General features: G+C 52.4%; 29 protein-coding genes. 25 read left to right on the forward strand and 4 right to left on the reverse strand.

Going from position 1 to position 17,702, the window contains the following annotated elements; all coding sequences use genetic code 11:
• Position 1: 1 nt before the first annotated feature.
• The 7 genes from O3276_RS00135 (at position 2) to O3276_RS00165 (ending at position 2,429) form a co-directional block, all read left to right on the forward strand.
• The gene (locus O3276_RS00135) at positions 2–457 is read left to right on the forward strand and encodes a hypothetical protein (protein WP_269673824.1); all 456 of its coding nucleotides are present in this window, start codon (positions 2–4) and stop codon (positions 455–457) included.
• The gene (locus tag O3276_RS00140) at positions 454–852 is read left to right on the forward strand and encodes a hypothetical protein (RefSeq protein WP_269673825.1); all 399 of its coding nucleotides are present in this window, start codon (positions 454–456) and stop codon (positions 850–852) included. Before O3276_RS00135 ends, O3276_RS00140 begins: the two co-directional genes overlap by 4 nt.
• Positions 853–918: 66 nt before the next feature.
• Positions 919–1,113, forward strand: a complete 195-nt coding sequence (locus tag O3276_RS00145; protein ID WP_269673826.1) for a DUF1382 family protein — start codon at positions 919–921, stop codon at positions 1,111–1,113.
• A complete protein-coding gene (locus O3276_RS00150; RefSeq protein WP_269673827.1) occupies positions 1,106–1,327 on the forward strand; it encodes a hypothetical protein in 222 nt (73 codons plus the stop codon). The genes O3276_RS00145 and O3276_RS00150 overlap by 8 nt, the downstream gene beginning before the upstream one ends.
• A gap of 47 nt (positions 1,328–1,374) precedes the next feature.
• Entirely contained in the window at positions 1,375–1,611 is a 237-nt protein-coding gene (locus O3276_RS00155) for a helix-turn-helix transcriptional regulator (protein ID WP_269673828.1), read from the forward strand.
• Positions 1,612–1,624: 13 nt separating this feature from the next.
• Complete coding sequence (locus O3276_RS00160) at positions 1,625–1,921, forward strand: hypothetical protein (RefSeq protein WP_269673829.1); 297 nt, start codon at positions 1,625–1,627, stop codon at positions 1,919–1,921.
• Between the two features lie 172 nt (positions 1,922–2,093).
• Entirely contained in the window at positions 2,094–2,429 is a 336-nt protein-coding gene (locus O3276_RS00165; protein WP_269673830.1) for a hypothetical protein, read from the forward strand.
• Here O3276_RS00165 and O3276_RS00170 read toward each other — a convergent pair.
• The 4 genes from O3276_RS00170 to O3276_RS00185 form a co-directional block, all read right to left on the reverse strand.
• The gene (locus O3276_RS00170; RefSeq protein WP_269673831.1) at positions 2,357–2,641 is read right to left on the reverse strand and encodes an Arc family DNA-binding protein; all 285 of its coding nucleotides are present in this window, start codon (positions 2,639–2,641) and stop codon (positions 2,357–2,359) included. The two genes, O3276_RS00165 and O3276_RS00170, sit on opposite strands and share 73 nt — an antisense overlap.
• A gap of 124 nt (positions 2,642–2,765) precedes the next feature.
• Entirely contained in the window at positions 2,766–3,050 is a 285-nt protein-coding gene (locus O3276_RS00175) for an ogr/Delta-like zinc finger family protein (RefSeq protein ID WP_269673832.1), read from the reverse strand.
• A 62-nt stretch (positions 3,051–3,112) separates the two neighbouring features.
• Complete coding sequence (locus tag O3276_RS00180; protein ID WP_269673833.1) at positions 3,113–4,156, reverse strand: phage portal protein; 1,044 nt, start codon at positions 4,154–4,156, stop codon at positions 3,113–3,115.
• Between the two features lie 3 nt (positions 4,157–4,159).
• A complete protein-coding gene (locus tag O3276_RS00185; RefSeq protein ID WP_269673834.1) occupies positions 4,160–5,968 on the reverse strand; it encodes a terminase large subunit domain-containing protein in 1,809 nt (602 codons plus the stop codon).
• A gap of 201 nt (positions 5,969–6,169) precedes the next feature.
• Here O3276_RS00185 and O3276_RS00190 point away from each other — a divergent pair, with 201 nt between their 5' ends.
• From O3276_RS00190 to O3276_RS00270, 18 genes are all read left to right on the forward strand, one after another.
• Positions 6,170–7,075, forward strand: coding sequence for a GPO family capsid scaffolding protein (locus tag O3276_RS00190; RefSeq protein WP_269673835.1), 906 nt, complete (start codon positions 6,170–6,172; stop codon positions 7,073–7,075).
• A gap of 70 nt (positions 7,076–7,145) precedes the next feature.
• Positions 7,146–8,162 (forward strand): phage major capsid protein, P2 family, encoded by a 1,017-nt coding sequence (locus O3276_RS00195; RefSeq protein WP_269673836.1) that lies wholly within the window; start codon positions 7,146–7,148, stop codon positions 8,160–8,162.
• A gap of 53 nt (positions 8,163–8,215) precedes the next feature.
• Complete coding sequence (gene gpM, locus O3276_RS00200) at positions 8,216–8,947, forward strand: phage terminase small subunit (protein WP_269673837.1); 732 nt, start codon at positions 8,216–8,218, stop codon at positions 8,945–8,947.
• Positions 8,907–9,107: a hypothetical protein gene (locus O3276_RS00205; RefSeq protein WP_269673838.1), complete on the forward strand. Its 201-nt coding sequence runs from the start codon at positions 8,907–8,909 to the stop codon at positions 9,105–9,107. The genes gpM and O3276_RS00205 overlap by 41 nt, the downstream gene beginning before the upstream one ends.
• 70 nt (positions 9,108–9,177) lie before the next feature.
• Positions 9,178–9,639, forward strand: a complete 462-nt coding sequence (locus O3276_RS00210) for a head completion/stabilization protein (RefSeq protein ID WP_269673839.1) — start codon at positions 9,178–9,180, stop codon at positions 9,637–9,639.
• A complete protein-coding gene (locus O3276_RS00215) occupies positions 9,636–10,091 on the forward strand; it encodes a phage tail protein (protein WP_269673840.1) in 456 nt (151 codons plus the stop codon). Before O3276_RS00210 ends, O3276_RS00215 begins: the two co-directional genes overlap by 4 nt.
• Complete coding sequence (locus O3276_RS00220; protein WP_269673841.1) at positions 10,084–10,776, forward strand: phage virion morphogenesis protein; 693 nt, start codon at positions 10,084–10,086, stop codon at positions 10,774–10,776. The genes O3276_RS00215 and O3276_RS00220 overlap by 8 nt, the downstream gene beginning before the upstream one ends.
• A 26-nt stretch (positions 10,777–10,802) precedes the next feature.
• Positions 10,803–11,930, forward strand: a complete 1,128-nt coding sequence (locus O3276_RS00225; protein ID WP_269673842.1) for a DUF2586 domain-containing protein — start codon at positions 10,803–10,805, stop codon at positions 11,928–11,930.
• A 28-nt stretch (positions 11,931–11,958) separates the two neighbouring features.
• Complete coding sequence (locus tag O3276_RS00230) at positions 11,959–12,411, forward strand: phage protein (protein WP_269673843.1); 453 nt, start codon at positions 11,959–11,961, stop codon at positions 12,409–12,411.
• The gene (locus O3276_RS00235; RefSeq protein ID WP_269673844.1) at positions 12,411–12,806 is read left to right on the forward strand and encodes a D-Ala-D-Ala carboxypeptidase family metallohydrolase; all 396 of its coding nucleotides are present in this window, start codon (positions 12,411–12,413) and stop codon (positions 12,804–12,806) included. The genes O3276_RS00230 and O3276_RS00235 overlap by 1 nt, the downstream gene beginning before the upstream one ends.
• 1 nt (position 12,807) lies before the next feature.
• On the forward strand, positions 12,808–13,203 hold the full coding sequence (locus tag O3276_RS00240; RefSeq protein WP_269673845.1) for a 3TM-type holin: 396 nt from the start codon (positions 12,808–12,810) through the stop codon (positions 13,201–13,203).
• Between the two features lie 8 nt (positions 13,204–13,211).
• A complete protein-coding gene (locus tag O3276_RS00245; protein ID WP_269673846.1) occupies positions 13,212–13,454 on the forward strand; it encodes a hypothetical protein in 243 nt (80 codons plus the stop codon).
• Complete coding sequence (locus O3276_RS00250; protein ID WP_269673847.1) at positions 13,451–13,726, forward strand: putative phage tail assembly chaperone; 276 nt, start codon at positions 13,451–13,453, stop codon at positions 13,724–13,726. Before O3276_RS00245 ends, O3276_RS00250 begins: the two co-directional genes overlap by 4 nt.
• 41 nt (positions 13,727–13,767) lie before the next feature.
• Positions 13,768–13,917 (forward strand): DUF6890 family protein, encoded by a 150-nt coding sequence (locus O3276_RS25585; RefSeq protein WP_442876615.1) that lies wholly within the window; start codon positions 13,768–13,770, stop codon positions 13,915–13,917.
• An 11-nt stretch (positions 13,918–13,928) separates the two neighbouring features.
• Entirely contained in the window at positions 13,929–15,647 is a 1,719-nt protein-coding gene (locus O3276_RS00255) for a phage tail tape measure protein (protein ID WP_269673848.1), read from the forward strand.
• A 2-nt stretch (positions 15,648–15,649) separates the two neighbouring features.
• The gene (locus O3276_RS00260) at positions 15,650–15,991 is read left to right on the forward strand and encodes a DUF2590 family protein (RefSeq protein WP_269673849.1); all 342 of its coding nucleotides are present in this window, start codon (positions 15,650–15,652) and stop codon (positions 15,989–15,991) included.
• Complete coding sequence (locus O3276_RS00265; RefSeq protein WP_269673850.1) at positions 15,988–17,175, forward strand: baseplate J/gp47 family protein; 1,188 nt, start codon at positions 15,988–15,990, stop codon at positions 17,173–17,175. The genes O3276_RS00260 and O3276_RS00265 overlap by 4 nt, the downstream gene beginning before the upstream one ends.
• Complete coding sequence (locus O3276_RS00270; RefSeq protein ID WP_269673851.1) at positions 17,172–17,693, forward strand: phage tail protein; 522 nt, start codon at positions 17,172–17,174, stop codon at positions 17,691–17,693. The genes O3276_RS00265 and O3276_RS00270 overlap by 4 nt, the downstream gene beginning before the upstream one ends.
• Positions 17,694–17,702: the final 9 nt, after the last annotated feature.

The following is a 17,702-nucleotide window of genomic DNA, read 5'->3' on the forward strand; positions in this document are numbered from 1 at the left end:
AATGACCAAATTTATGGACAGACCTGCGGACTCAAAGATTCATCCAGTCACTTTTAACCGTGACAAGATCCGTGCGCAAATCGATGAAAGCGTTTCTGATCAGCTTCGTGAAGAGTACGACGAAGATCTCTTTGAAAGTCATTTGGATGAAATAACCAATCAGGTTATTGCAAAGCTGGAAGGTAACTTTGTCTTTATTAGCCAGAACGACTTTGACTGGCAGGTACAGCACTACGGCGAAGGGGAATATTTCAACGATGCCAAGCCCGGCGACCTGCTCTGGTTTGATGGGGAATTGTATTGTGACCATATCACCGTTAATGGCTACTGGGAGGAAGCCTGCCAGAAAGATGACCGAACTCTGGAGGAGGTTGGAGACTCAGTCCTCTATTTCATGTGTTGGGCAATGCTGCCAAATCCTGATGTGAAGAAAGCAGAAGGGGAGAACCAAGCATGACCACCATATTCGCCAACGTAAGGCCAGAATCCAAGTATTTCGACGGTCAGGCGCAGGACCAGCCGTTCCCCGTTCAGTTTGTGCCGGATATCGGCGGCTATCACTGGAGCGGTGGTATCGGCGGCCAGTACCGCACTGCAGACCTTTACTTTTTCATGGAAGTGAAGGTTCGGGGAGAAGTAGAACTGATGCGGTTTGAAGTGGTGAACCCTTCCGACCTAAACGAGCTGGAACTGACCAAGCTGTCGGTACTGAAGGGTGTTGGCAGGGACTGGGGATCCTACTACTGGGAAAAGGTCATCAAGGTGTTAAACGCGATTCTCAGGCAAGCCCGCAAAGAACATAAGGCACAGTTGGCCAGAGAACAAGAGGGACGGGAAAACGATCGCTGGTGATTGAATAAAAAGGTGTTCTCACGGGCAACCGTGGGAACCATGAGGAATTCTTTCTTGGATATAAAGATGGAAAAAGCAAATCCTGTTCAAACAAGACAATCGCTTCGTTTGGCAAGCGATCTGGCAAAACATGGCGTTCCATTTGTACCAGTGGTTTTCGCAAGTGAAGCGACTCGGCAGAAATTGATAAAGATCATGGAGGAAGAACTTGAAAAAATGGAATCAGAAGCACTCACGCAGGAGGAATCAGTCAATGGCTGAGAAGTATTACACTGTTTCAGGGAATATCAGTTTGCACTTTGAAACTGACACCAAAGTGGATGCCAAAGCGTTTGAAAAGAAACTCGGCAAAGCCATTGAAGATTGTGTCTGTGAGCTGCTGCATGCAGAAAAAATCGAAGACAATAATATTCATTTGACCAATGTCAGCTGGGTTGATGTCACTGAAGAAGAGTATGAACTCGAAACGGATTAAATAACCATGGTTCCCATGCCTCAGCATGGGAACCCAAAGGACTCAACATGCAAACCCCAAGATACCAAATGCAAACCGACTTCTTCACCCCGGGGCAGGCCAATGCCTTGCTCTGGTCAGCTGAAGGAAAGACTCAACTGGAAATAGCCACGATCTATTCCAGAGCCCCACAAACCATCCAGTTTTATCTGGTGCAGGCCAAAGAGAAACTTGGAGCGACAACCGTTGCTGAGGCCATTGCTCTCTGCTTTGCCAAAGGGTTTATGTCAGCGAAACCCATATAAAAAGGAAATAAGGATGACAGTTAAACGCCCCCAAATGGTCACCTTGGAACTGGAAGACCTTGCCGATCTGTGCAAAGGCCCATCCAAAACCGAGGACTACATCAACCGCCTGGAGCAATCCAACGACAGCAGTTATGCACTTCTGGATCAGCGAATGAACCAGGTAAAACAGATGCACAAGGAGAATGTAAAACTGAAAAGCAAACTGCTGCTGTTCAAAGATGTGCTGGATATTTGCATCAAACGAGAGCCGGATTTATCGCCCCAGGAATGGCAAACGATAAAAAGGGTGTATGAGTTGGTGAATTAGGGGACAAAGCCGGATTTAAACAGCCATTGTCATCCATTAGCCATTTAAAAAAACAAACCGTTAAAAATGGACAGTATAGAAGGGAATATGAACTGCCACTTGTGCGAATAGGAGTACGATGGTTTCGGTGTTTAAATCCTGACAAACATTAACAACCGGAGATGAAAAAAGAATGACCAAAATTGATTTAAGTAAACCCGGTACCGCTCTGGTGATGAAGCGGACCGATAAAACCTTTCATCGAATCTCGGTACCCTGTTTTGATCCGCTGCTGGATCTCGACGCCAGGGATGATCGGCTGAACGAAGCTGTGGAGATTCTTTCTCTGCTGATCGCGGTCACCGAATCCATTAAACCAGGGAACTGCACCGATGAAGCCATGGCCGGAGCTGCTACCATGTTGCGCCGTGCCATCAACCTGATCAGCGGCGATATTCAGGAGGTGCCATCGCCATTTGATGAATCACCCTCTGAGGATCTGGTCGCCTGCAAATCAGAAATCGCCTGACGCAGTACCTTTAACTCTTCCAGTACCTGTTCCATCTGATCTTCCTGATGAAAGGATCGTTCCAGCCGGTACAGGTACTCGGCATTCTGGGAGCGTTTGCTCTCCCGCGCAGACTGTTCAATTCGCTCTTTCAGCTCTTCAGGAATGCGCAGGTTAAAAACCGGGAATGTTCTGCTCACGATGGCCAGTAATCGTTTCAGGAAAAATGGCATTGTATGACCTCTGTTTTTGTGGGGTGTAGTGTCACGGTGACACTACAGATTAACCAATAGGTAAAAAAAAACCGCCAGACCTTAAGGTGCAGCGGTAAAAAGTGCCATGCAGTAAACGGGAAACCTACAGGGGAAACTGTGCCATCAACTGATTCCGTTCATCACTGGGCATAGCCCGGAGCAACTGGGCCAGCATCTCTTTCATATTGTTGATGGGGGGCTGGGTATCGTGCTTGTGGGCGACTGTCATAACAAAACCGGCCTGGCACTCTTCGTTATTACACCGACAGTACAGCTCAGCAACAGACGGGCTCAAACGGTTGCTGGCGGTGATCACTGATTTATTCTGGCAGTGTGGGCAAAGTACCCGCATGTTTGATACCTGTTGTGCGTGAAAACCAACGGACATTTTACAGAGGTCTTATGTGAATATATAGCGTTCACCGGGGGTTTATACTTAATTAAAAAGTGTCACTCAGGGAATTCAAAGGTAAATCGGGCATGGGCAGGCAACCGGCTGTTCACTTCCTGGAAGGGCATGGCCATAGCCCGGACTTCGTTGCGGGTGTACACCACATCGATCTTTTCAATATCCCCAAAGCCGCCAGCATTTTCCGGTTTCAGTGCAGCAAGGGCCGGGTGCATCCGGTGGCCGACAATCACATCATCGGCGGAAATATTCTTGATCCGTTCAAATTCATCTTTCTGGGAGATATCCCCCACGGGGATCACTTGCACTCCTTTGTCTTTGCCGTTGGGAATATTGACGTAGAGGGATTGGAAGTTTCCTACGCCTTTACCCTGGGCAACTTTCTCCCGGATATTCTGTTCTACCTTGGGATCAATGGCCGGATCGGTGGTGTAAAGGATGTACCCGATATGGCATCCGTTGGCAAAGTAGCGACGACGGAACAGGGTGGAATCTTCATTCAGTAAAATAGACTGCATAGCACACAGCCATTCCGGCACTCCGTAGAATTGTTGCCCGGTGTCGTAATCCATAATGTGCAGGATCTCACCGGGAGCAAACTCAATCTGTTGACCGTTTTTACCCAGCTGCAGGTATTGGCTCTGGCCGTCTTCCGTGTCTTTCATTTTGCGGATATTCAGGGCAGGCACATGCACCAGCCTTGTGATGGTGCCGAAATAGTCGGTAAAAATTTTGAAGTAGGCATTGCCGAACACCATAAAATCCAGGGCAGCGGCTCGGAAATCCGCCAGGCTGATCACCTGGGTTTCGACAAAATACTGCGCCAGCTTATTCCGTTTAAAGCCAATGGCGGCACCGTGATGGGCATTGGCATGGCGCAGACGGGACAGCATCTTCATGCAAATGGGTGGCTGGTAATACTTGCCCCACGGATCCAGAAACGTGCCCAGCATATCCAACAGGCTTTTGCCCATAACGGGTTCCGGTGCAGCAATGCTGAACTCTACAGAACCGTTCGGGGTTTCGATGATGTCAGAGCTGGCTGTATTGGCCTGGGGCTTCTGTGGTTTGTTCTTTCGTGACATTCGTCAGTCTCCGAAATCATAAGTTGATGTGCGTTGCTGGGTGTGGTCCAGCCCTTCGTTACTGATGGCGTGAAGGATTGCCCAGGCGGCGTCGGCGTGGCCGTGTCGTTCGGTTCGGTCGGCGACATAAGTCAGCAGCCCACTGCCCGTGGTAGTGCGCCGGATTGCCATAAAGCCAGCAGCGATATCAGACCAGCTGACATCCCATTCAATCCGGTTATTTCCGATGACATCCTGACCTTTCAGCACCAGGCGGGTTTTGTTGGTTGGGCTGTAATGAATGGGTGTGGCAGCGGGGAAGAAGTTCTGCACCAGTTCAAACACTCCGGAACCGGGGCCAGTGATATCGATGCCGATGAACTTCACATTGTATTTCTGGGTGAGATCCTTAATCACAGCAGCCTGGTACTGCCATGCCTGGTTGACCATGGTGATTTTTTCGAGCACGCGGAACTTGCCCCCGGCTTTTATGGGTGGAGCCACCACGGCAATGGATGCCCCATCGATGGTGCGTGACGGGTCATAACCGATCCAGACTTCTTTATTCCCGAAAGGGCGTTCCGCCACAGGGTCGAAGTCCCGCCAGTCGGCACGATCCGCCAGGCATTTTTCCAGCTGGGCCAGTTGGAATACTGAGTGGGTATCATCAATAAACTTGCATTCAAACAGCTGGGCAAATTCATCATCGCCGTATTCCAGCTGCAACTGGGCAAGGTCAAACAGTTCACAACCACCGGCAAGGGCATCGTGAATGGTGATGATTTTGCGCCACTGACCATCGGGGGATCTTGCCCCACTGCTCATGGCTTTTTCGTCGGGGAACTTCGCTTCCGGTTCGTTCCGGCGGCGCATCCGTTCATTAAACTCAGACCCACTCCAGAACGGGTAAGCGTCGTGTGATTTGGCCGATGGGGTTGAAAAGTAGGTTTTCCGCCACTTCTTATGGGTGGCCATGGCGCTGGCCAGTTTCTTCAATCTCTGGAATTTCGGAATCCAGAAATATTCATCCACATACACATGACCGTGATAACCCTGAGCGGTGGCGCTGTTGGTGGAAAGAAAATAGAGCGTGGCTTCACCATAATCGGAAATGATGGTGATTTTATCCTTGCCTTTGATCTCTACTTCAAACCATTCCATGGCGAAGTGCTTTATATAATCTTTAAAAATATCCGCCTGGGCGCGAGACGCAGAAAGAAAGACCTGGTTATCACCGGTCATCAACGCATCGGCAAAGGCTTCCCTGGCAAAGTAATAGGTAGCACCAATCTGACGGGATTTAAGAATGTTTCGGGTGCGTTCGTCTTTCGCTTCCCATAGTTCGAGCTGGTATTGAAAAAGGTGTTCTTTGAACCTGGCTTCAATAACGTCTTTGGTGATGCCACGGAAATCGTTATTGCGGGAACCTTTCCGCTTACCACGACGACCTTTTAAGGCTTTGTCTTCCCTGGCTGGTTTGTTATCGGATTCAGCAGGCTGGTTTTTTTCTTCCAGATCCTTGTGCGCTTTCACCAGAAACTTTTTCGGGTAATCGATTTCTATCTTGCGCAGTTTTTCATAGGCATTAATGGCGCGATCAATGGCATTGAGATGTTCGTCGGAGTTATCAGACCGGTTCATCAGGTTTTCCAGCCTGCGCCCAGCCGCTGCCAGTGGCCCTTCATGCTCCAGCATATCGTCCCAGCTGTATTTATTGATCCAGAAATACACCGTACGACGGGGCACACCCAACTCTTTGACAATGTCGGGCACCCGGTAACGTCGTAAATACAGCTTCTTGGCTGCTTCAATGGTTTCTTCTGAATAACTCATACGCCTTCCTTTTCATTCGAGTTTAATTAGCGAAAGGCAATTAATAACGGGGTTTGATTTTGATGGGTTTTGATTTGAATGCCTTAAAAGAGTCCAGTAATTGAATTCATTGAATAGGTGTGAATGACAGCATATTTTCAAATCTACTGCTGAACGAATTAACGCTTTTTAAATAACAACACGGAATCGGGTAATCATGTAATGCTGGTAACAGACTGGAAAACCATTGGCACGGCAGGGGATACCATCGATGGCCGTGAAATTACCGAACAGGATTTAAAAGACGCGGCAGAATCCTATGACAAGGAAGAATACACGGCCGTTATTAATTCTGATCACGCTCTGTGGCTATATGGCAATTTCGGCCATGTTGAAGCGGTACGTCTCAGCACCGATAAAAAAGGCCGCACCATTCTTCAGGCGAAACTAGCGCCGAACTCCCGATTGATTGAGAAGAACAAAAACGGACAGGGTTTGTTCACCTCCATGGAACTGTGGCCCAACTTTGCCAACACCGGCAAAACCTACCTTTCAGGTCTTGCGGTGACCGATGAACCGGCCAGCCTGGGCACGTCCATGTTGAAACTCTTTGCCAAACAGCCAGGGGGCAAACCAGACCGCATTTATGCCAAGGCCTGTGAAGAGTCCATCACCCTGGAAGATCCGAACATCGAAGGCGAAGACGTGCAAGGCCTGATGTCCCGCCTGGCCAAATTCTTTAAAACCGACCCGGCTTTCAGTGCAAAGCCTGAACCCCACGACGAAGACCAGGAGACTGAAATGTCCAAGGAACTGTTGGAAAAAATCAGCCAGCAACAGGAAGCCCTGACCTCTGCGCTGAGCACCCTTGCTGAAGGCATTAACCAGCACTTTTCCAAAGAAGCACCGGAAGGCGAAAAGCCAGAAGGCAATAAAGAAGAGACGCCAGAGCCAGAAGCGCCAGAAGTGGTTTCTGCTGAACAGTTTAACCAGCTGGCGACCAAGACCAACGAACTGGCGGATTCCGTGAAAGCGCTGACGGATACCTTCAACAAACTGAAGGAAGAAAAGCCAGGCACCCACTTCAACAAGAACGAAGGCGACTCCGACAAGATCACCTTTGTTTGAAGAGTCGCCTGATCGGCGGATCGTGGGGCGGGCGGATACGGACATTGAAAGCTACACAGGAATCTAAGCGATGAAACAACGTACAGTCGATATCTTCAAAGCGATGATGGCAGCCATGGCCGAAGGCTACGGCGTGACACCAGAGCAAATCAAAAGCTGTTTTGCGGTTTCCGAACCCATGGAAACCAAGCTCAATTCGGCGATTCAGGACAGTTCCGACTTCCTGCAGCGCATCACCATTATGCCGGTGACCGACCGTAAAGGTCAGGCGGTTCGCGTCAATGTCAGCCAGCCGCTGGCCAAGCGTACCAACGTCAGCAACAAGGACCGCGCAGCCACGGATATGTCAGGCCCTGACGGTGCGGAATACGTCTGCAAACTCACCGAGTTTGATGTGGCAATGGGTTACGACCTGCTGGATGCCTGGGCGCGTTTTCCGGATTTTGCCCAGCGTTACATGACGGCGGTTTATCGTCGCATTGCGCTGGATCGCATGATGATCGGTTTCCACGGCACGTCCGCTGCAGCAGAAACCAACAGCACCACCAACAGCAACCTGGAAGATGTGAACATCGGCTGGCTGAAGTTGTTGGAAACCCATGCCGCAGAGAACTTCTACAAAGAATCCACGGAAGGCACCGGCAAGATCACCATCGGCGCAGCAGGGGATTACAAGAACCTCGATCAGCTGACCTACGGCATTTACAACATGATCCCAACTGCCAACCGTTCCGGCGGTGAAGTGGCGATTGTTGGCCGTCAACTGGTGGCGAACGACATGGGCAAGGCACTGGCCAAACACGCCCAGACACCTACTGAAAAAGGTCAGGTCATGGTGCTGGATAAAGCCTATGGCGGTCTGCCTGCCATTGTGGTTCCCGGCTTCCCTGACAAGGGCCTGCTGGTAACAGACACCGAAAACCTTCACCTCTACTACCAGGAAAGCGGAATGCGTCGTCAGACCAAAGACAACCCACGCCGCAACCGTGTGGAAGATTTCATCAGCTCCAACGAAGCCTACATGCTGGGCGATTTCAGCGGCGCTGCGGCGATCGATGCCAGCAACGTGGAGTTTAAAGAGTCCTGACCGGGGCTCTCTGAACCTTTCCATTAACCAGGTGTGCGGGGAGGCAAACCTTTATGTTAGACCCAATCGAATACCAGAAGCGGGTACAGGCCAAGCGTAAAGCCGAAGCCGCCGCCAAACGCATTCAGGAAGCCTCGCAGGAAACCATCACGGCCACTGCGACAGAATACGACCAGTTCCAGCTATTGCTGGACAGTCTCGACAAGGATGTTGCCCGCCTTCATGGGCTGGGCATCGATGAGAAAAACCGGATTCGCAGTGAAGAACTGATCCCGAAATACCGGCCTTATTGCCGGGACTATCAGGAGAAGGGCGACGCCTACAAAAATCCGGTGATGGTTCAGTTCCTGATCTGGCTGTTTGATGTGGGGCAGATCCATGAAGCCCTGTTCTGGGCGTACTTCGCCATTGAGCAGAAGCAGTCACTGCCAGAGCGATTCAAGCGCAAGGACTTAACCACCTTTGTGGCCGATGCCGTGCTGGAGTGGTGTGAACTTCAGGAAAACAACGATGGCAGTATCGAACCGTATTTCTCACAGGTTTTCCAGCGTCTGATTGACGACAACTGGCCTATGCCTGATGCACTTCGCAGCAAGTACTTCAAAAAGGCAGGCGACCTGGCCCGGGATATGGGCAAGCCGCAACAGGCGCTGGAACATTACCAACGTGCAGTTCAGCTGGATTTGAGCGGGGCCAAGTGCAAAACCCGAATCAACCAGGTGAAGAAGGAACTGGAGAAGCAGAATGAATCTGAAGACCTACCTGCGGGCACGGATGGCGAATAAAGAAGCCGAGCTGATCGCCAGAAGAGAAGGCGAAAAGCACGACCGACAGACCCGCCGCAAGGCACGAAAAACCAAAGCAGTAGTCAGCCAACCGACCGGGGACGGCGCTGACTCTGAACTTGACCGTCTCCCTCCCCGCAGTCGGCCCCCGGGGCGCTGACCTGCCTTGAGCAGTTATCAGCATAACCGGGGTCACCGACTCTAATTCGACTAACCGTAGGTAACCAGGTATGAGTTTTAATGGTTTCAGCGATAACACCGTCACCAGCACTGTAAAAAACAGCGCCTGGTTTCCGGATCTGGACACCGGTGTGTTCCAGAACAGCTATCGCCTGCCTGCGGAATATCAACAGGGCATGGTGGAAGAGCATATCCGCCTGGCCATGGTCTGGGTTAATCGTCAGCTGCGGGAGTGGAAAGCCAACCACGAAGCGGCAGGCCATAACCATTTTAATGAAGTGCCCTCTGAAGACCTGGGCGACAGCACCGAGCATCAGGTGCTTTATCAGCGTGCGGTGTTCTGCCACGCCAAAGGGTTGCTGCTGAAGCAATTCGCCACGGTGAATCGTCGAGATGCCGCCAGCAACGAAGCCAAAGAGAGCGAAGAAACCGAAGACAAGTTTATGGAGTTTGCCCGCGATGCCATTGCGGACATTCTCGACATCCCGCGCATCGGTGTGGAGGCTCTATGAGATTACTACAGGGCTTAACCAGACACCTGCTGGACAGCACCAACCTGAAGCGGGAGAACATCAACAGCTACGCCGACAACGGCGAACTGATCACCAGTGGGCAGGATTTAGGCCACGGTATTGAAGTGGCCCGGTTCAAGTATGACGCCGTGTTTGAGCTGGAACGCTACCGTGGCAGTGCCATGGATATTCTTGCCACCGTCACTGGCTGGTTGATTGATAACGATCCGGATCGGGAAGCTTTTAACCTGGCTGATCCTGAAATCAATGTAGAGATCAACGACAACGACACCGCCGACGTTGAGATCGAAATCGAGTTCAACGAATCCATTCAGATCGTGGAAGACGACAGCGGCCCCATCAGAGCCTGGGGCAAACGGTGGAAAGTGGCAGATGTGCCCATCGACACAGCGGAATCACTGGTAAACATGGAGGGCTCAACCGATGGCTGATGCGTCCATGAACTTCCGTGAAGATCGAAAAGGCAGGCTGAAGTGGAATGAGCAGCTGGATATTTTGCGTTTGGCACCAAAAGACAAACGTCGCCTGGTGCGGATGATGGCCAGTGATGTTCGCAAAGATGCACGGCAGAACATCAGGCAACAGAAAACCGTTTCTGGTGCTCCAATGGCACCGAGAAAAGATGCCCGCAACAAACGCAAGCTACTGCGCCGAATGGGCAAACCCATGGTGGTGTTCAATAAATCCAACCATGAAGCCGTGGTCAGCTTTAAAGGCAGGGCGGGCAGCATTGCCAGTAAACATCAGCATGGCAGCAGCGAGCGCATGACCGCCACCAAGGCAGCCAAGCGGGCAGGCACACCGGATTACAACGCACTCGCCAACCGTGATCAGGCCAAATCACTGATTGCTGAAGGTTACCGATTGCCGGTCAAGGGCAAGCGGGGCAGAACCAAATTAAAGCGCGTCAGCCAGAAATGGATCCGGGAAAACATGACCATCGGTCAGGCCGGTCTGATTCTGCGATTGCTGCGCGATGACAAAGGCAAACAGAGCTGGACCATCACCACACCGGCTCGCCCGTTCCTGGGAGCGGACGAAAGAGACGCCCAGCAAATGCTGGACAGTCTGGCCAGAACATCACTGGCCAGATTGCGGGCGAAGGGAGCCCGTTAAGGACTTAACCGAGAAGAGGATTATCCATGGCACTGGGCAAGGTACAGATCAACAACCTGAATTTGATGCAGGGGCCGTTCACCGAGTACGAACACTACCTGATTTTTATTGGCCGTGGGGCAGGCACCAACGAAGGCCAGCTGCTGACGGCAAATAACAGTTCCAACCTGGACACACTGCTGGGCGCAGGCGACAGCGTTCTGAAAACTCAGGTGGAACACGCCAGACTGAACGCAGGGCAGAACTGGAACTGCGCGATTCTGCCACTGGGCGATGGTGAAACATGGAGTGATGGTGTCGATTACGCCATGACCCAGACCAACGCCGAAGGCATTGTGGTGACCGATCCGGTGACCAGTTCCGCACAAGTCGAAGCGATGCAGGCAAAAGCCGAAGCCATTATGGGGCAGTACATGCGCCCACTCTGGTTCTGTGCGGTCACTGAAGGCATCAACAACACACCGTCCACCGGTGAGACCTGGTCTGAATACGCCGCCCGCATCAAACCGGTGATTGCTGGTCTGGCCTGTGAGAATGTCACCGTTACGCTCGGTTGCTGGGGCTTTGAGCAGGGCACCTATGCAGGCCGACTCTGTAATAAGTCGGTCACCGTTGCGGATACTCCGATGCGCGTGAATACCGGTGCACTGGTGGGCGAATGGTCAACCCTGCCCACGGATAAGAACGGGCTGGAAGTGGATATGTCTGTCCTTGCCGATCTGGAGCGTGCACGGTTCAGTGTGCCCCAGTGGTATCCGGATTACCCGGGCATGTACTGGAGCGATGGCAATATGCTGGATGTGCCCGGAGGCGACTATCAGGTGATTGAAAACCTGCGGGTGGTTCACAAGGCCATGCGCCGCATCTACCCACTGGCCGTGGCTCGCATCGGTAACCGGGTACTGAACAGCACACCGGCCAGCATCGAGGCCAATAAAACGTACTTCCAGCGCCCTCTGCGTGAGATGAGCAAGACCACGGAGCTGCTGGGCATTCCGTTCCCTGGTGAGATTCATCCACCGAAAGACGACAGCATCGTCATTACCTGGAAGACCAAGTACGACGTGGAGATCTTTATGACAGTGCAGCCTTATAACTGCCCGAAAAGCATCACCGTGAACATCGCCCTGGATTTGACCAACTACGCAGCCTAATCGCTGAAGAATACAAGGAGAGACCACCATGTCAGAACGCATCAGCGGCATGAACTTCAGCATTAACCTGGGAGATTTTGCGGTTCGTGTCTCCAAGGCCACGCTGGAGATTACCGACAACAGTGGCGTATCACCGGATCAGGGCGTCCCCAATGGCTGGACCCGTGGCAGTGTGGAAGGTTCCGGCGAACTGGAACTGGACGCCAGCAACCTGAAACTGGTGATGGAAGCGGCCAACCGTGCCGGTTCCTTCCGGGATCTGGACACCTTTGACATTACCTTTTACGCCAAAACTGCCAGCAATGAGCTGAAGGTGCAGGCCTTCGGCTGCAAGCTGAAGATTTCCAGCCTGCTGGATATCGATACCGCAGGGGGTGAACGTCACCTGACCACCTTGCCCTTTGATGTCACCAGTCCGGACTTTGTGCGCATTAACGGCACACCGTATTTGTCTGAGCTGGATGTTGATGGGGTGCTGTGATGAGCGATTCGCCCTGGAAGAACTTCAGCTTTAAGGAACTGGCCTGTAAGTGCGGCAGCTGTGATGAATCCAGTGGCCGCCATATCAGCCCGGAACTGATGGGCAAGGTTCAGGAGCTGCGCGAAAAGTGCGGATTTCCTTTTGCGATCAGTTCCGCTTATCGCTGTTCAAACCATCCAACAGAAGCCCGCAAAAGTCAGCCTGGCACCCATGCCAAAGGGCTGGCTGTGGATATTCTGGTCAGTGGCAAGCAAGCCCATAGGGTATTGAAAAAAGCCATGGCGATGGGTTGCTTTACCGGAATCGGGATCAGCCAGAAAGGTGACCATGGACGCCGGTTTATTCACCTGGATGTGTCCAGAGCGGAAAACCGGCCTTGGGTGTGGAGCTATTAAGATGAGTTTTATCTCCAGCTTTTTCAGCAAGTCTGCCGCAGAGCCAGTGGAAGCCGTTGGCAAGGTGCTGGACAACCTGTTCACCAGTGACGAAGAGCGACTGGACAAACAGGCCGTGATCCAACGACTCAGACAACAGCCACAGCTGGCACAGATCGAGATCAATAAAGTGGAAGCCGGTCACCGTTCGGTGTTTGTGGCTGGCTGGCGTCCGTTTATTGGCTGGGTGTGCGGCATTGGTCTGGCTTTTATTTTTGTGATCAATCCCATTCTGCAATGGTGGAGTGGCAAACCGGGGCCAGTGATGCCCTCGGATATTTTAATGGAACTGGTGCTGGCACTTCTCGGACTGGGCGCACTGCGCACTGTGGAGAAGAAGCTGGGCATCAGTAAATAGGAGCAACCATGGATCTGACTCTGTTAGACACATTAATTCGCATCGCTGTGCCCTTTCTTGTGGGTTGGAACGTCTTTCTGTTTTCACAGGGTCAGAAAAACAAGGATGCACTGAGCGCCCACCGTCTTCATGTTGCCGAGCATTACACACGCCAGGAAGATCTGGAAAAGATGCTGGAGCGACTGGAACAACGGCTGGAAAAACAGCTGAACAACTTTTTGCAAACCGTAACGCGGGGAAATGAGCGATGAGCAAAGAAACCACCATCAATATCGAAGTCGAAGACCAGCCACTGGAATTCCATATCAGCATTGAAGACTTCAACGAATACCAGAACGAATGCCTGAACGGCCAGACTGGACTGGTCACCGCCAGTCATAACTTTCTGGTGCGTACCGTCAGCAAAGAAACCAGCACGGCATTAAGTGGTTTTCTCCGTGACGTACCCGGCGCAGCCATCGACATCGGCGGCGCAGTGATCGGCAAATACAAGAAGCCTCTGAAAATCACCGTGGGAAAGTAGAAGGCATCGCCAGCGGCCTGAACCATAACAAGCTGGCCCAGATCGCGACACTCTCCCGCAAATGGTTCCCTTCCCGGGAACCGGATGCACAAACCATGGGCGAAGCGATCTGGCTAGAGAAAGACCAGTGGGAAAAGATGAGCATCGCCATAGCCAACGGGATTGGCATGGCTTTCAAAGGTAGAAAGTAGGTTAGAACGCAATGTCAGCAGAACTGCAAAGGTTAATGTTCAGTGTCAGCCTGCTGGATCAGGTGACCGGCCCCGCAGGCAAGATCAAAAAAGAGATGAACTCCGTGGCGGAAAGCTCCAAAGCGGCGTTTGCTCAGATCGGTATCGGCGCGGCCGGTATTGCCGGTGCAGGCCTTGCTATGCAGTCTCTGTTGATGCCGGCCATTGAGATGGATCGGGCGTTGGGTGAGGTGCGCTCGCTGGGCGTCGCTGAGTCAGCCCTGAACGATCTTTCAGAAACAGCCCTGGCTTTCTCTGTGCAGTATGGCAAATCAGCAGCAGAGTTTGTTTCCGCTTCTTACGACATTCAGTCTGCCATTGCAGGGTTATCGGGTCAGGAGCTGTCACGGTTTACCCAGGCTGGCGGTGTGCTGGCTGCAGCTACCAAGTCCAATACGGCAACCATCACGAATTACATGGGGACCATGTACGGCGTGTTCAAAAATACCGCTGACCAGATGGGCAAAAGCCAGTGGGTAGAAGTGCTGGCAGGTCAAACGGCTACCGCCGTACAGATGTTTAAAACCACTGGCGACAACATGAGCGCCGCTTTCACCAGTATCGGCGCAAACGCTACCGCTGCCGGTATCTCCATGAATGAGCAGATGGCTGTATTGGGTACCTTGCAGGCCACCATGAGCGGCAGTGAAGCAGGCACCAAGTACAAAGCTTTTCTCGCAGGGGTAGGCAATGCCCAGAAGCAATTGGGTCTGACTTTTACCGATAGTAATGGCCAGATGCTGGGCATGGTGGAGATCCTGAACCAGCTGAAAGGAAAGTTCGGGGAAACCATGGATGTGGCAGAGTCCGACGCCTTGAAAAAGGCGTTTGGTTCTGATGAAGCGGTCTCCCTGGTAAAACAGCTGATGGCCGACACCAACGGCCTGGCCAGCAGCATCGATGCGCTGGGCAAGGTCAAGGGGATGGGCAAGGCTGAAGAGATGGCTGCCGCTATGGTCGATCCCTGGGAACGTCTGGGAGAAGGTATTAAGGCTGTGAAAATCGCTTTTGGTCAGGCCTTGTTGCCGGTGATTAATCCAATTGTTGATGCAATGGCTGACGGCAGTAATGCACTGATTGCCTGGACAAAAGAATTTCCAAATATCACCCGCTGGATCGGTATTGCTACCGCTGCCATTCTCGGCATCAGTGCTGCACTGGCCGCACTTACCGTGATTGTGGGTATTTCCAAGCTGGTATGGTCAGGCCTGTTGATTGTCAAAGCCGTGGGTGTGGCGTTTGGTGCATTGGTTCCATCACTGGCCTCCATCAAGGCGGCCTTTCTTGCACTGAATCTGGTGATGTACGCCAACCCCATCGGCTTAATCGTGGCCGGTGTCGCTGCGTTGGTGCTGGCGATCGGGGCGGCCATCTACTGGTGGGACGATTTGAAAAAGGCCTTTATGGATTCCAGCTGGGGCCAATACATCATCGGCATGATCAACAAGCTGATCGGCGTGTTGAACCTGGTGCCCGGTATCGACATTGGCACCATCGGCGGTGCAGACATCAGCACTCCGAATCTGGACGCACCCAAACAAACCAACCTGCCCGCCGGTGGCATCAATAAACAGATCAGCAACGCCGTGAGCAACAACAGCAACAGCAGCAAATCGGTGACCATTGGTCAGATCGTCACTAACCAGCCTGCTGCCAGTATCGAGCAGGAAATGTTGATGGCAGGGGCGTGAATATGAGTACACAGGCAGAACAATGGCACGACATCCTGATCACTGATCGGGATTTAGCCCTTGATGTAGCAGGCATTCCCCAGCAGGTGACGGACAGGGGCACCATCGCCCAGGACATCAAACACATGCTGATGGATACCGGCCTTGTGGTGCAGTTAGTGGGTGAACGCAGTGCCAGCCAGTGGCAACTGGCCTTTAACCAGATTGAACTGCAGGTGGAAGAAGACCGGCGCATCATCCCTGGCACTGTGGTGATTCACCGGCCTGAGCACAACATTCTCTATTTAACCGCAGACACCGAGCTGGGGCCGGTTGACGTTTATATCCCTATGGAGCGGCCATGAATCATTCGGAAGATTTTGAACAAATCGTCAAAGACGCTGGCATCCCCACCACCGAAGCGGAGATGCAGCAACAGTGGGACCAGATCAACACCGATCAGGGTTCGTTGATCAAGAACGATAACAAGTGGTCGTCTTTCTGGAAGCTGGTGTCGGCACTGGTGACCACACCGGCCTTGTGGGTTGTGAAGTTCCTGATTAATGAACTGCTGCCCAACAGTTTTATTAAAACCGCTGGCGGTACGTTTCTGGATATTCTCGCCTGGGCGCTGGGGCTGGAGCGTAAAGCTGCGGTGTTTACCCAGGGCATGATTACCTTTAACCGCGATCAGGTGGGCAACGCTCTGGTGGTGCCTGCGGGTACGGTGATCAACACACCGTCCATTAATGGTGCGGTGTATTCCCTGGTAACGCTGGCAGACACCGAGTTCCCAAATGGGGAACTGACGGTGGCGATTGAATGCCGTGCCAGTGGATCGGGCGTGGCCTTTAACCTGGCACCGGGTTATTACTCCATTTTGCCGGAGCCGATGGCGGGTGTTTTGTCCGTTCGGAACAATGACGACTGGATCACCGTATCCGGTGCCGATGCCGAAACCGACGAAGAGTTGCGCCTGCGCTGTCGGAACCAGTTCACCGCCGTGGGGCAGTTTCATCACGATGCGGCCTATAAAGCCATCATTTCAGAATTCGCAGGCCTGCGGATTGATTACATTTGGTTTGAACACGGCGCACCCAGAGGTGCAGGCAGTGCCAACGCGTACCTGATGATCGATTCCGGCCAGCCGGATCAGCCCTTTGTGGATACCGTCAACACCCATATCAACGACAACGGCTATCACGGCCACGGGGATGATATGCGTTGTTTCCCCATGCCGGAAACCGTTCATAACCTGTCGCCGAATGCCTACCTGAATCCGAACCTGACACCGGAACAGCAAACCGCGGTGATGACCGGCATTGAAAACATGATTCGCTGTGCCTTTCGGGAGAATCAGGCCTTTACCGTCACCCAAACATGGCCGTTTACCCGCTTCAGTTTTTCGCAGCTGGGCACCGAGCTCCATGAACAGTTTCCGGATCTGATCAGTATCGAGTTCGGGCAGGATGACATTGTGTCGCTGATGGCGTTGCCGGTGATTGGCACGTTATCCATCACCAAACATCTGGGAGCGCAGGCATTGTGATAAAGATTAATTTGAAATGGTGGTTAGGTGGGCCAGAACTCACCAAGCTGAAAAACGCTGCTGAAATCTGGTTTAACCGGGTGGCAGGCTGGGCCAACTGGCCACTGCAACAGTTAGACCCGGAAACCTGTTCACTTGGCTTACTGCACCTGATCGCCTGGCAACGGGGCATTGACCAGTTTGCCGGTGAGCCTGAGCGCCAGTACCGACTGCGCACCAAATATGCTTATGCCAATGCGGCTGATGCCGGTTCGAGTATCGGCTTTGAACGCATTTTTGCACGCATGGAATTGGGCGCTGTCACCATCAATGAGCGCCTGGAAGACAGGGATTTTGACATTATCGAGCTGGAAGTCACCGACACCACAGTGGCCAAGAATGCGGACTACCTGAACTGGTTGATTCAAACCTATGGCCGCACCTGCAGGCGCTATGAATGGAAAGTGGTGACACCCATCAGTGTGGCGGTGCGTCCTGCATCGTTCAGTTGCGATTATGGCACTTATTACTGTTCGTAAACGGAGGTT

Source organism: Endozoicomonas sp. GU-1 (assembly GCF_027366395.1).
Classification (GTDB): domain Bacteria; phylum Pseudomonadota; class Gammaproteobacteria; order Pseudomonadales; family Endozoicomonadaceae; genus Endozoicomonas.